The following is an 11,965-nucleotide window of genomic DNA, read 5'->3' as shown; positions in this document are numbered from 1 at the left end:
GGCCATGCCGCCGACGCCCCGCACTCCGGGCGGGCGGGGAGTTGAGCCACTTGGCGGGTCGGGCCCGCTGTCGCTCCGTGCGGGTTGCGCCCCATGGGACGCGAGGGCGCCCCGCGGCGTGGGCGCGACCAGTCATGGCGCCCGCACGGAACCACCCCACCGGGCGCAGCTCACCACGCACGGCCGTATCCGCGGCCACAAGGCGCCGCGCTGGGCCCATGGCCTTACCGCGCCGGGATCCGGGCGTCTCCGGCGCCGAAGTGCCGCGCGATCTCCTCATGGATACGCCCCACCACCGCTTCCACCGCCGCCGCGACCCCCTCCGTCAGCCCCACCCCCAACGAGGTATCCGCCCCCTCGACCGCGTAGACGACCAGACGTCCGGGCGCCCGCCCGAGCGCCCGCGACAGCTCCATGGCCTCCGCGAGGCCGAGCCCATGCGAGCCGGCCGCACTCCGCCGCGCCAACACCCGCCCCGCCGCCGGTTCCAGGCGGTGCACCCGGCCCGGACACCCCGGGTGTGCACGGGCGGCGTCCACGACCACCGCCAGTCCCGCGTTCTCCCACAGCCCCATCAGCCGGCCGGGGTCGCCATCGCTCACGGCCGGCACCGTACCGGCCGGCAACGCCCCCTCCCGCAGCCGGGCGATGACCACCGGGCCCACCCCGTCATCCCGGCGGAACTCATTGCCGACCCCGATGACCACGATGCGCCCGCGGACCGTCATGGCTCACTCCTCTCCCGGGGCTGCGGCTTCCACGATCACACGCCCGGCGGGGTGGCACAGGACTCCGTATCCCGGCCGCATCTGTTCTCCTTGAGCCCGATTGAACGGAAGCGAGGCCGACCATGCCGGAGTGGACCTGGGAGTACACCGGCTATGACCCTGCCACCGAGGGACTGCGCGAAGCGCTGTGCACGCTGGGCAACGGCTACTTCGCCACCCGGGGGGCCGCTCCCGAGAGCCGGGCCGGGCAGGGCCACTACCCCGGCACCTACGCCGCCGGATGCTATGACCGCCTGGTCTCCACCGTGGCCGGGCGCCAGGTGGAGAACGAGGACATCGTCAATCTCCCCAACTGGCTGCCGCTGCGCTTCCGCCTGCCGGCCGCCGACGCCGCGCCCGGCCCGTGGATCACCATGGAAGAAACCGAGGTACTGGAGCACCGGCTGGTGCTGCGCCTGCGGCAGGGCACCCTCGGCCGGACCCTGCGCTGCCGGGCGGCCGGCGGACGGGTGCTGAGGGTCGAGCAGCAACGGCTGGTCCATATGGCGGATCCGCACCTCGCGGCCCTGCGCACCGTCTTCACCGCGGAGGGCTGGACGGGACGCATCGACGTCGAGTCCGCCCTGGACGGCGATGTCGTCAATGCCAATGTGCCGCGCTACCGGCCCCTGGACCGCCGCCATCTCACCGGCTTCCAGGCGGGTACGAGCGACCCGGAGCTGGTCTGGCTGCGCTGCCGCACCAGGGGTTCCGGCACCGGTATCGGCCTGGCCCAGCGCACCACCGTGTCCGGCTCCCCGGCACCGTCCATCACCAGGGAAGCCTCCGGCCACCGCGCCGCCCACCTGCTCCAACTCACCCTCGTTCCAGGGCGTTCCGTCACCGTGGACAAGACCGTCGCCCTGCACACCTCCCATGACCGGGCTATCAGCGATCCCTTCACCGCGGCCGTCGAACGGGCCGCCGCGGCACCGGACTTCCCGGCCCTGCTGCGCTCCCACACCGCCGTCTGGCAGCAGTTGTGGCGCCGAGCGGACCTGTATGTACCGGGCGAGGCCGGCCGCGTACTGCGCCTGCACCTGTTCCATGTCCTGCAGACGCTCTCCCCGCACACCGCGGACCTGGACGTCGGGGTTCCGGCCCGCGGGCTGCACGGCGAGGCGTACCGGGGCCATGTCTTCTGGGACGAACTCTTCGTCCTGCCCTATCTGAACCTGCACTTCCCCGAGGTGTCCCGGGCCCTGCTGGACTACCGGCACCGCCGCCTGCCCAGGGCGCTGGCGGCCGCCCGCCGGGAGGGCCGGGCCGGGGCGCGCTATCCCTGGCAGAGCGGCAGCGACGGCCGGGACGAGACCCAGACGCTGCACCTCAACCCCGTCTCCGGCCGCTGGGTGCCCGACCACTCCCGTCTCCAGCACCATGTCAACTCGGCCATCGCCTACAACGTCTGGCAGTACTGCCAGGCCACCGGTGACACCGGCTATCTGCACACCAAGGGCGCGGAGATGCTGCTGTCGATCGCCCGGTTCTGGGCTGGTGGCGCCGTACTCGACCCGGCGAGCGGCCGCTACCGCATCCGCGGCATCGTCGGACCCGACGAGTACCACGACGCCTACCCCGGCACCGGACGTCCGGGCATCGACGACAACGCCTACACCAATGTCACCGCCGCCTGGGTCCTCACCCGGGCCCTGGAGCTGGTACGCGGCCTGCCGCCGCGGCGCCGCCAGGAGCTCTTCGAACGCGGCATCCTGGACGCCACCGAACTCCCGCGCTGGGAGGAGGTGTCCAGGCGTCTGCGGGTGCCCTTCCACCGGGGCGTCATCAGTCAGTTCGACGGCTATGGGGAGCTGGCCGAGCTGGACTGGGCGGCCTACCGCGCACGGTACGGCGAGATCCGGCGGCTGGACCGCATCCTGGAGGCGGAGGGCGACTCGGTCAACCGCTACCAGGCGTCCAAACAGGCCGATGTCCTGATGCTCGGCTATCTCTTCTCGCCCGCCGAACTCGCGGCAATTTTCCGGCGGTTGGACTACCGGCTCACCGATGACCTCTGGCAGCGCACGGTGGACTACTACCTGGCCCGTACCAGCCATGGCTCCACCCTCAGCGGCCTGGTCCACGGCTGGGTGCTGGCCCGGGCCCGCCGCGCCGACGCCTGGCGCTACTGCCGCGAGGCGCTGACCGAGGACGTCGCCGACGTCCAGCGCGGCACCACCGCCGAGGGCATTCACCTCGGCGCCATGGCCGGCACCCTGGACCTGGTCCAGCGCGGTCTGACCGGGCTGGAGACGCGTGAGGACGCCCTCTGGCTCGACCCGGTGGAACTCCCTGAACTCTCCGAGTGCGGTTTCACCATCCGCTATCAACGGCACTGGGGAATCGGTGTGCGCCTGAGCGGTGACCAGCTGACGATCAGCGTCCCGGACTCCGAGGAATCCGCAATCCGCGTCGTACTGCCGGACCGCACCCTGACCATCCGCCCGGGAGAGACCAGCAGCTGGGCGCTGCGGCGGCCCTGAGAGTGCCGGATGGCCAGTGGTACCAGGAGCGTGTCCGGCGGCCGGCCCGCCGAGCCGGTACGGCAGCGTCCCCTCAGGGTCAGGGCCGGATGCTCAACCGGGTCAGCCCCGTGGTGTGCCGGATTCCCGCGCCGAGCACACACTCGGTCGGCAGGCTGCCCGGCACCGTCTCGATCACCTTCTCGGCCGCCGCGCCCTTGCCGCGCCCGCCGGTCACCGTTCCCCTGAGCAGCGCGGCATTGACGCCGGCCACCCGGACCGAGGGCCCTGACCGATAGGTGATGACCGTGGTGGCACCGTCCGCGAAGTGCAGGACCTCCTTGGACCGGTTCCATGCGAAGAGCAGGCAGCCGCTCCCGGTCTCCCCCACGGTGTGGTACCTGGCGGTGGCGCCGCGGCCGGCGGCGTCCGTGCAGTGGTACGTCCCGTCCACGGTGACCCTCGCCGACCCGGCGGAGGACAGGCCCAGTCCCGGGCCGTAGGTGATGTTCTCCTGGCCCGCGCACTCCAGGGCGGTCCGGTCATGGGCCTGGGCCGCCGGTACTCCGCCGACGGCTGCCGCCAGCAGGGTCAGGGAGGACAGGGCGATCCCCGCAACACCACGCTTACCGATCACCAGTCGTATCCCTTCGCAGGCCCGAACCACCTTGCTTACAACGCCACTTGACTACCCCCGGCCATCCCGGATCGCACCGGGTGCCACGGACGTCCAAGAGCACCACCGTCATTCCGCACCCCGGTGCGCGCCCTGGCGCCCCGGTGCATCGCCGCACGCCCTGGGGCGTCATTGGCGTACCCTGGCTCTCTGCGGTGACCTGCGGGTGGCCGCGCGGCGGTGGGGCCCGCCGTACCCGAACCGCGGCGATTTGGCCGCCAACGGTCCCTGCTTGCGATCATGCGTACCCAGCGAGGGTGCCGGCGAGTGGGAGAAGTGTTTTATGGGAGCGCCTCGGGCACGGGCCGTTCAGGAGCGCGTCGATCCGGATATCGGGCTGCCGCCAGCGGAGCACCGCCGGCGGGCCCGCCGGGAGCAGTGGCCGGTGGTATGCGCCGTATCCGTCGGCGGTGCGGCGGGAGCCGCCGCCCGTTATGGAATGTCCCTGCTGTGGCCGACGCCGGCCGGCGCCTTTCCCTGGACGACCTTTGTGATCAATGTGGCCGGCTGCGCGGTCATCGGCGTGTTCATGGTCGTGATCACCGAGGTGTGGGCGGCACACCGGCTGGTGCGCCCCTTCTTCGGCACCGGGATCCTGGGCGGTTTCACCACCTTCTCGACCTATGCGGTGGACATCCAGCGTCTGGTGCAAAGCGGCCACGCCGCGACCGCTCTGGCCTACCTGGCACTGACCATGGTCTGTGCCCTGACGGCGGTGTGGACGGCGGCCGCGCTCACCCGGCGCTTCATCCGGTGGAGGACGCGATGACCAGGCTGAACGGCAGCGCACTACGACTGACGATCTTCGTCGGGGAGAACGACCGCTGGCATCACCGGCCGCTGTTCACCGAGATCGTCCACCGCGCCCACGCCGCGGGGCTGGCGGGAGCGAGTGTGTTCAAGGGCATCGAGGGGTTCGGCGCCTCCTCACTGATCCACACCACCCGGCTGCTGTCACTGAGCGAGGACCTCCCGGTGGCGATCGTGATCGTGGACACCGCGGAGCGCGTCCGGGGCTTTCTGCCCCAGCTGGACGAGCTCGTCGGCGAGGGCCTGGTCATGCTCGACGAGGTCGAGGTCCACCGGTACACCGGCCGCGAGCGACAGCGGAAGGAGCCCGAGGCGTGACCTGGCTGCTTGTCGTCATAGGCGCCATGGTCGGCGCCCCCGCCCGCTATCTGGCCGACCGGGCCGTACAGAAGCGGCATGACACCGTCTTCCCCTGGGGGACGTTCATTGTCAATGTGACCGGCTGTCTGATCCTCGGCCTGCTCACCGGCGCGGTGGCGGCCGGAGCCGCCTCCTCGCAGCTGCAGTTGCTCATCGGCACGGGGCTGTGCGGGGCGCTGACCACGTACTCGACCTTCTCCTACGAAACCCTGCGGCTGGCCGAGGACGGCGCGCGGTTCTTCGCCGCGGCCTATGCCCTCGGCAGCCTGGTCGCGGGTCTCGGCGCGGCGTTCACCGGCAATGCGCTGGCCGAGGCGCTGTGGGCATGAGCGATTGAGCGATCCGGCGGCGGTGCGGCTCGATCACCGGGCCGCTGCCGGTCTCGTCACCCGGTGCCGATCTCCAACTGCACGCCGCCCGGAGCGTGATGGACGCCTGTGTGCGTCAAGCACTCGGTCATGGCACCGTCGGCCACCGTCGCAAGGCTGCGGTGCGCCTGCCGGCCCTTGCCGCGGCCTTGGGTCACTTCGCCGTCCAGCCGGACGAGGTTTGTCGGTGGCGATACAGGACGCGGCCGGGGCGAAGCCCTCGAAGGTGCCGGTGACAATGTCCTCCCCCGGCCGCCCGGAGCAGAAGTAGTGGGCACGGGCGTGGATGCGGATCGGCTGTGGGACGAGGCCCAGGCTGGGGCTGGAGTAGCCGTCTTCCCAGCCGGTACAGATCACTGATCCCGGCTCCTGATGGGCGGATGAGGGCGGAGCCCAGGCCAGGGCCGAGCCGGTCACCGCCCGAAGTGGATCCGGACGGTGTCCCGCTCGTCCCGGGAAGCCCGGTCATGCGGCGCGATCCTGGTGAAGCGCATGCCCGGCTCGAAGCCGGGCGGCCGGGCGCCCTGGTGGCGCAGGTCCCAGACCTCCTCGCTGGAGGTGGCCCCGAAGGAGAACTTGCCGCCGTCCGCCGCGTCTTCCACCGCCACCTGGATCCGGGCGACATGTCCGTTCCCGGCGAAGGGGTCGCCGCCGATTGCGGAGCGGAAGGTCCGCCGGATCTCCGGCTGGTGACGGTGCAGCGCGGCCGTGAGCATCCGCTCCAACTCCTGGGGTGTATCGGTCAGTTCCTGACCGGTATGGGCCGGCTGCCAGCCGGTCCGCTTGAATGTGCTCGTCGATCGCCTGGGCCAGGTGGCGCAGTTCGGGCCTCACCGGCCGCTCAGTACCGGTACCGTCCGGGGCGGACAGGCACGGTGGAGGCCTCCGCCATGCGACTGGCGCTCCCGCCAAGTGCGTATTTCCGAACCCAGAAACAGTGGGTCAGCGCTGTTCATCACGATCAGTTCGCCCTGGAGTCAGGCGAGCACGGACAGCGAAAACGGCCCCGCCGGTGGCGGGGCCGAGCGATGCTCGGGACTTGTGGATCGGTCCTCGGGGCGGGACGCGAAGGGCGTACCTTCCCGAATGATCCTGTGATGGTCACCGAGTAGGCCCGCGTTCGCAGCGCGGGCCGGGAAGGCACTCCCGTGCTCGGCGTAGTCACCGATGACGGCACCACCGAGACCGGCTCGCTGCTGGATGACATCGTGCGCGAAGGCGCTCGGCGGATGCTCGCAGCCGCGCTGGAAGCCGAAGTCAACCAGTACATAGCCGAGTTGGCTGCCGAGCAGGACGATCAGGGGCGCCGTCTGGTGGTCCGTAACGGTCACCACCGGCCGCGCGCTGTCACCACTGCGGCTGGCCCGGTCGAGGTCCGCGCTCCTCGAGTGGACGACAAACGCGTTGACGATAAGACGGGGGAGAGGAAGCGGTTCTCCTCGAAGATCCTGCCACCGTGGTGCCGCAAGTCGCCGAAAGTATCGGAGGTGCTGCCGCTGCTGTATCTGCACGGCCTGTCAGCCGGGGGCTCCGTACCCGCGCTGGAGCAGTTCCTCGGCACGTCCGCCGGGCTGTCGCCAGCCACCGTGAACCGGCTCACGAAGCAGTGGCAGGACGACCATGCCGCGTTCCAGCAGCGCGATCTCTCCGAGAGCGACTACGTCTACGTGTGGGCGGACGGCGTGCACCCCAAGGTCCGTCTGGACGAGGGCCTGCGGGAGTCCGCCGAGTCCTGGGCCGACCTGTTGCATGACTGCCGGCGGCGCGGCATGCGTGGCCGGGAGCTGGTCGTCGGAGACGGTGCGATGGGCCTGTGGTCACGCTCCGGACCAAAGTCACCCCGCGGTGCGGGCAGCCCGGCCGCCGCACTCGCGATGGTTTTCAAGCTCGCCGAATCCGCCCAGGCCCGCTGGCGCGCGATCACTGCGCCCCACCTCGTCGCCTTGGTCCGCGCCGGGGCCCACTTCGAGAACGGCCACCTTGCCGAACGCCCCGAGGTCCCCGCGGCTTGAGCAGCCTTACGGAGTGGATCTCAGGCATCCCTGTGCCGTATGTGCAGATGCCCCTCGCGGGAAAGAAGGGCGGCGCCGCAGGCAGGACTGTGTCGAGGCCTACCTCCTTGAGGACCACATGGCCCACCAACTGCCCATGGGGCGAACCGGGTTGCGCTTCAAGAACCGCTAACCCGAACCGCTCCTGCGCTGCCCAGCCTCGCTCCTGGCCCCGCACCCACCGCATCGCATCGCCCTCGTTCTTGCGATGACCGACCTCATGGCCCGCCGCCTCACCGGCGAAGCCACCATCTCCTGGCGTGACCCCGCAAAGCCCCGCCAACCGCAAATCTCAGGATGAAACACCAGGAGAAAACGAGCTCTCAACGCGGGCGCGCGCCGGGAACCCGCGAAGGCCAGCTGACCGCCACAGGCTCCTAACCCGCCAGCGGGAGGCTTCGTCCATCGAAGGCTGCCGCGCGAGTCGGACCGGGCCGGCTCCCATGTGGGAGTCGGCCCGTCGGGCAGTCGTGTCCATTCCCGCGGTCAGTTGTGCGGTGCGGCGCTACGCCACCTCAGCCGGCAATGGCGCCAGCTCGCACAGGTTCAGTTCCAGCGCTGGAAAGAGTTGCCGTAGTCCTTGGGGTTGGCGTAGACGTTGTTGGTTGTTGGGTCGGCGCCCCCGTCGAGGGTGTAACCGCTCATGCGGCTCTGCAGCTTCCAGCCGGCGTCGGTCTTGATCTCGTACCAGCGCTGGTACCAGTTGGTGCCGTCCTTTGCGCTGTTGCACGGCTCGGTGTACACCTGGGTGTCGTACGAGGTCAGGCACCAGCCGGTGTTCGCGTTGACCTCGTTCCAACTCCCGTCGCTGTTCTGGATGTCATACCAGACATGCGCCATGGGAATCTTGGACGTGTCCGCGTACGTCGTGATGTCGTGGCCGCCCCTGACGTCGGACAGATAGCCAGGGTAGTAGTTCATTGACCAAGTAACCGTGCCGTCGGCATGGGCGCTGCCGGCGGTGACGGCAAGCAATAGGGGAGCTACTGCCGCCGCGACGCCCGCGCGCTTGGCTATGCGCTTGATGTTCAAGATGCCCCCTGGTCAGGTAAACGGTGCGCATGCATCGCAAGTGATCATGCTGGCTGGTTTAAGTGTTCACATCGAGCCTGTTGATCACCCGTCAGGTGACCAGGCGGCTGTCGGCGGTCCCCAAGGACGCTGGTCGGCGTTCCGTGGACTCCTGGATCGTCGGCACGGCACGTGACCCTGGCGAATCCGCCCACAGACAGTGGCCGGGTTCCCAGGGTCAGCACCCGCGGGGTGGCTCAAGGTCACAGGCTGCGGTCCGCCGGCGCCACGATCCCGCGATCGGAGTGGAACCGGATGCTCTTGATCAGTAATTCCAGATCTGGCCGGCGAAGTGGTCGCCGGTCCCCTTCAGGTAGTAGTGCTGGCCGTAGAGACCGCCGATGCACTGCCGCTTGACCTGATTGAAGTTGGTCGCGACCGAGCCGACCATCACGCCGGTGTCCGCGTCCCAGACCTCGGCACGGCCCCACGCGATGCTTGTGTGCACACCGGAATAGCAGACCTGGTTGCTGGGACCGGCGGGGATGGAGCCGCTGGTGCACAGGGTGTTGCTACCGGTGCTGCATTCGCTGCTGGCGGTCACATTGGCGCTGGCGGTGCCGGCCAGCCCCAGCCCGAGGGCTGCAACGGCCGCAGCCACCGCGGCGCCCTTGGCGAACGTCTTCTTCATAGTGATCGTCCCCTCTTCTGGTCATGCCTAGCCCCCGTATCAAGTGCTGCTAGGCCCCCTGTGGGCGACGCGGTAACGCCGCCAGATGGACCATATGACGTAACGATCAAAGTGTGCGGATCACCTTTGCACAGCGACTTCCTCCCGCTGGTTGCAAAGTGCACAGCGAGCCAAGGCCGAAGCTCAACTCATCGCTGCTTTGTCCTGCCAAGAGGCCATCCAGGCACCCTCTAAGGGGCTGCGGCGTCCGCCTCCGCAGGTGCGTCGCTGAGGCCGAGCCGGAGGTGTTCCACGTGATAGAGCGCCTGGTCGAGAAGTTCGGCGACATGGTTGTCGTAGAGGGCGTAGACCACGGAACGGCCCTTGCGGGTGCCGGTGACCAGGCCCAGGTTGCGCAGCAGGCGCAGCTGGTGGGAGCAGGCGGACTGTTCCATGCCGACCTCGGCGGCCAACTCCGTGGCGGGCAGGGGCCCTTCCCGCAGCCGGGCGAGGATCAGCAGGCGGGAGGGGGTGGCCAGCGCCTGGAGGGTGGTGGCCACCTTGGCGGCGCCGGCCGCGTCCAGGCGGGCACGCGGGACGGCGTTGTTCGCGGGAGCGGCTCCATGACCCATGGGTTCATCGTACCGGCCCGGATGAATGGATGAATCGATGTTCATGTGTTCCTGTATTCTGGTGGCCCGCTCTCCCTTCCGCGCGTCCGAAAAGGATCACCGCCGCGATGACCTCCACCCTCACCCTCCCCCAGCCTCCGGCCGGGGGGACCCCCACGTCCCCGGTGACCGGCTCCTCCCCCGGCCCGGTGGCGCCCCGCCACCGCACCCGGATCTTCGACCTGCCCGAAACGCGGTGGGCGGCCGCCGCCCTGCTGCTGTTCCTGGTCACGCTGCCGCTCCAGCTGACCGGCGCACCGGCCTGGGCATGGGGCCCGCTGTATGCGCTGACCTATGTCTGCGGCGGCTGGGAACCCGGCTGGGCGGGCCTTCAGGCCCTGCGCGAGAAGACCCTGGACGTGGACTTGCTGATGGTCGTCGCGGCGATCGGCGCGGCGGCGATCGGGCAGGTGCTGGACGGTGCGCTGCTGATCGTCATCTTCGCCACCTCCGGCGCCCTGGAGGCGATCGCCACGGCACGCACGGCCGACTCGGTGCGCGGGCTGCTCGACCTCGCTCCCGCCACGGCGACCCGCCTCATGGACGACGGCGGCGAGGAGACCGTGCCGAGCTCCGGTCTGAGGGTCGGTGACATCGTTCTCGTCCGGCCCGGCGAGCGCATCGGCGCGGACGGGCGGGTGGTGGACGGCGCGAGCGAGGTGGACCAGTCCACCATCACCGGCGAGCCATTGCCGGTGATGAAGGAGGCCGGGGACGAGGTCTTCGCCGGAACCCTCAATGGGACCGGCGCCTTGCGGGTGAAGGCCGAGCGGGACCCCTCGGACTCGGTGATCGCCCGCATTGTGGCCATGGTGGAGGAAGCGTCCCGGACCAAGGCCCCGACCCAGCTGTTCATCGAGAAGGTCGAACAGCGGTATTCGATGGGCATGGTGGCCGCCACCGTGGCCCTGTTCGCGCTGCCACTGTTCTTCGGTGCCGCCTTGCAGCCGACGCTGCTGCGGGCGATGACCTTTATGATCGTCGCCTCGCCCTGCGCGGTGGTGCTGGCCACCATGCCCCCGCTGCTGTCCGCCATCGCCAACGCCGGGCGCCATGGTGTGCTGGTGAAGTCGGCCGTGGTGATGGAACGGCTGGGGCAGATCGACGCCGTGGCCCTGGACAAGACGGGCACCCTCACCGAGGGCACCCCCCGTGTCACGGACATCCGCCCGCTGCCCGCCTCCGGTCTGGACGAGGACGCGCTGTTGACCCTCGCATCCGCCGCCGAGCACCCCAGCGAGCACCCACTGGCCCGCGCCGTCGTGGATGCCGCCCGTACCCGCGGCCTGGCCATTCCCCTGGTGACGGACTTCGCCTCCGCCCCCGGCATCGGCGTGACCGCCACCGTCGAGGGCAAGGCCGTGGCGGTGGGCAGCCCCGCGCGGTTGCTGAACGGCCGCGAGGAGCATCCGGCCGCCGGCCTCGCGGCGGAGCTGGAGCGGGCGGGCCGTACCGCGGTGCTGATCGAGGTGAACGGCGCCCCGGCCGGCGTGCTGGGCATCGCCGACCGGCTGCGCGACGAGGCCGCCGCCGCGGTCACCGAACTCGCCGCGCTGACGGGCGCCCCGCCCGTCCTGGTCACCGGTGACAACATCCGCGCCGCCACCCGCCTCGCGGAAGAGGCCGGCATCGGCGACGTCCGCGCCGGGCTCCTGCCGCAGGACAAGGTCGCCGCGGTGCGGGAGATGGCCCGGGCGGGCCGGAAGGTGCTGATGGTGGGCGACGGCGTCAATGACGCCCCCGCCCTGGCCGCGGCCCATACCGGTATCGCCATGGGCCGCGCGGGCTCCGATCTGGCCCTGGAGACCGCCGACGCCGTTGTCGTCCGTGACGAACCGGCCACCATCCCCGCCGTCGTCGCTCTCTCCCGCCGCGCCCGCCGTCTGGTGGTCCAGAACCTCGTCATCGCCTCGGTGTTCATCACCGGCCTGGTCGTCTGGGATCTCCTCGGCACCCTGCCCCTCCCCCTCGGCGTGGCCGGCCACGAAGGCTCCACCGTCATCGTCGGCCTCAACGGCCTGCGCCTGCTCGCCGATACGGCCTGGCGCCGCGCCCGCACGGGGGCGGGCCGGTAGGCCGCCGCATCGGCGGGTGTCAGTGGGCGTTTTCGCTCCCGGGT

General features: G+C 70.4%; 12 protein-coding genes and 1 pseudogene. 7 read left to right on the top strand and 6 right to left on the bottom strand.

All coding sequences use genetic code 11. The features are described 5' to 3' along the window. Positions 1-224 precede the first annotated feature (224 nt). Positions 225-728, bottom strand: a complete 504-nt coding sequence (locus tag CV755_RS12170; RefSeq protein ID WP_109280239.1) for a hydrogenase maturation protease — start codon at positions 726-728, stop codon at positions 225-227. Positions 729-850: 122 nt separating this feature from the next. Between CV755_RS12170 and CV755_RS12165 the strand changes: the two genes are divergently transcribed. Beyond that, positions 851-3,250, top strand: coding sequence for a glycoside hydrolase family 65 protein (locus CV755_RS12165; RefSeq protein WP_109280238.1), 2,400 nt, complete (start codon positions 851-853; stop codon positions 3,248-3,250). A 79-nt stretch (positions 3,251-3,329) separates the two neighbouring features. Here CV755_RS12165 and CV755_RS12160 read toward each other — a convergent pair whose 3' ends face one another. Next, a complete protein-coding gene (locus tag CV755_RS12160) occupies positions 3,330-3,866 on the bottom strand; it encodes a hypothetical protein (RefSeq protein WP_109280237.1) in 537 nt (178 codons plus the stop codon). A 322-nt stretch (positions 3,867-4,188) separates the two neighbouring features. Here CV755_RS12160 and crcB (CV755_RS12155) point away from each other — a divergent pair, with 322 nt between their 5' ends. The 3 genes from crcB (CV755_RS12155) to crcB (CV755_RS12145) are packed head-to-tail and all read left to right on the top strand — an operon-like array spanning position 4,189 to position 5,404. Continuing rightward, positions 4,189-4,674 (top strand): fluoride efflux transporter CrcB, encoded by a 486-nt coding sequence (gene crcB, locus CV755_RS12155; RefSeq protein WP_109280236.1) that lies wholly within the window; start codon positions 4,189-4,191, stop codon positions 4,672-4,674. Next, entirely contained in the window at positions 4,671-5,033 is a 363-nt protein-coding gene (locus tag CV755_RS12150; protein ID WP_109280235.1) for a DUF190 domain-containing protein, read from the top strand. Before crcB (CV755_RS12155) ends, CV755_RS12150 begins: the two co-directional genes overlap by 4 nt. After that, positions 5,030-5,404 (top strand): fluoride efflux transporter CrcB, encoded by a 375-nt coding sequence (gene crcB / locus CV755_RS12145; protein WP_109280234.1) that lies wholly within the window; start codon positions 5,030-5,032, stop codon positions 5,402-5,404. The genes CV755_RS12150 and crcB (CV755_RS12145) overlap by 4 nt, the downstream gene beginning before the upstream one ends. Before the next feature lie 452 nt (positions 5,405-5,856). Here the strand turns inward: crcB (CV755_RS12145) and CV755_RS12140 are convergent, their stop codons facing one another. Continuing rightward, positions 5,857-6,159 carry a hypothetical protein gene (locus CV755_RS12140; RefSeq protein ID WP_109280233.1) on the bottom strand — a complete coding sequence of 101 codons (303 nt, stop codon included), beginning with the start codon at positions 6,157-6,159 and terminating at the stop codon, positions 5,857-5,859. A 432-nt stretch (positions 6,160-6,591) separates the two neighbouring features. Here CV755_RS12140 and CV755_RS12135 point away from each other — a divergent pair, with 432 nt between their 5' ends. Then, on the top strand, positions 6,592-7,455 hold the full coding sequence (locus CV755_RS12135; RefSeq protein ID WP_109280232.1) for a transposase: 864 nt from the start codon (positions 6,592-6,594) through the stop codon (positions 7,453-7,455). 241 nt (positions 7,456-7,696) lie between these two features. Then, positions 7,697-7,795: pseudogene (locus CV755_RS37155) on the top strand (IS5 family transposase); the annotation flags it as partial. 245 nt (positions 7,796-8,040) lie between these two features. On the opposite strand, the gene CV755_RS12125 reads toward CV755_RS37155, so the two are convergent. The 3 genes from CV755_RS12125 to CV755_RS12110 form a co-directional block, all read right to left on the bottom strand. Then, complete coding sequence (locus CV755_RS12125) at positions 8,041-8,526, bottom strand: hypothetical protein (protein WP_153068650.1); 486 nt, start codon at positions 8,524-8,526, stop codon at positions 8,041-8,043. Between the two features lie 304 nt (positions 8,527-8,830). Next, on the bottom strand, positions 8,831-9,196 hold the full coding sequence (locus CV755_RS34625; RefSeq protein WP_161968669.1) for a hypothetical protein: 366 nt from the start codon (positions 9,194-9,196) through the stop codon (positions 8,831-8,833). Between the two features lie 230 nt (positions 9,197-9,426). Continuing rightward, positions 9,427-9,807, bottom strand: coding sequence for an ArsR/SmtB family transcription factor (locus CV755_RS12110; protein WP_109280279.1), 381 nt, complete (start codon positions 9,805-9,807; stop codon positions 9,427-9,429). A 107-nt stretch (positions 9,808-9,914) separates the two neighbouring features. Between CV755_RS12110 and CV755_RS12105 the strand changes: the two genes are divergently transcribed. Beyond that, on the top strand, positions 9,915-11,921 hold the full coding sequence (locus CV755_RS12105) for a heavy metal translocating P-type ATPase (protein ID WP_109280228.1): 2,007 nt from the start codon (positions 9,915-9,917) through the stop codon (positions 11,919-11,921). Positions 11,922-11,965 lie beyond the last annotated feature (44 nt).

It is taken from the genome of Streptomyces orinoci (assembly GCF_003121295.1).
Classification (GTDB): domain Bacteria; phylum Actinomycetota; class Actinomycetes; order Streptomycetales; family Streptomycetaceae; genus Streptomyces; species Streptomyces orinoci.
Note: the sequence above shows the minus strand (reverse complement) of the source record. Positions and strands in the feature narration are given on the sequence as shown.

Excerpts from the sequence above, each read along its gene's own strand:
- CV755_RS12170 (WP_109280239.1), bottom strand. The coding sequence starts at position 728 with ATGACGGTCCGCGGGCGCATCGTGGTCATCGGGGTCGGCAATGAGTTC.
- CV755_RS12165 (WP_109280238.1), top strand. The coding sequence starts at position 851 with ATGCCGGAGTGGACCTGGGAGTACACCGGCTATGACCCTGCCACCGAG.
- crcB (WP_109280236.1), top strand. The coding sequence starts at position 4,189 with ATGGGAGCGCCTCGGGCACGGGCCGTTCAGGAGCGCGTCGATCCGGAT.
- CV755_RS12150 (WP_109280235.1), top strand. The coding sequence starts at position 4,671 with ATGACCAGGCTGAACGGCAGCGCACTACGACTGACGATCTTCGTCGGG.
- CV755_RS12140 (WP_109280233.1), bottom strand. The coding sequence starts at position 6,159 with ATGCTCACGGCCGCGCTGCACCGTCACCAGCCGGAGATCCGGCGGACC.
- CV755_RS34625 (WP_161968669.1), bottom strand. The coding sequence starts at position 9,196 with ATGAAGAAGACGTTCGCCAAGGGCGCCGCGGTGGCTGCGGCCGTTGCA.
- CV755_RS12110 (WP_109280279.1), bottom strand. The coding sequence starts at position 9,807 with ATGGGTCATGGAGCCGCTCCCGCGAACAACGCCGTCCCGCGTGCCCGC.
- CV755_RS12105 (WP_109280228.1), top strand. The coding sequence starts at position 9,915 with ATGACCTCCACCCTCACCCTCCCCCAGCCTCCGGCCGGGGGGACCCCC.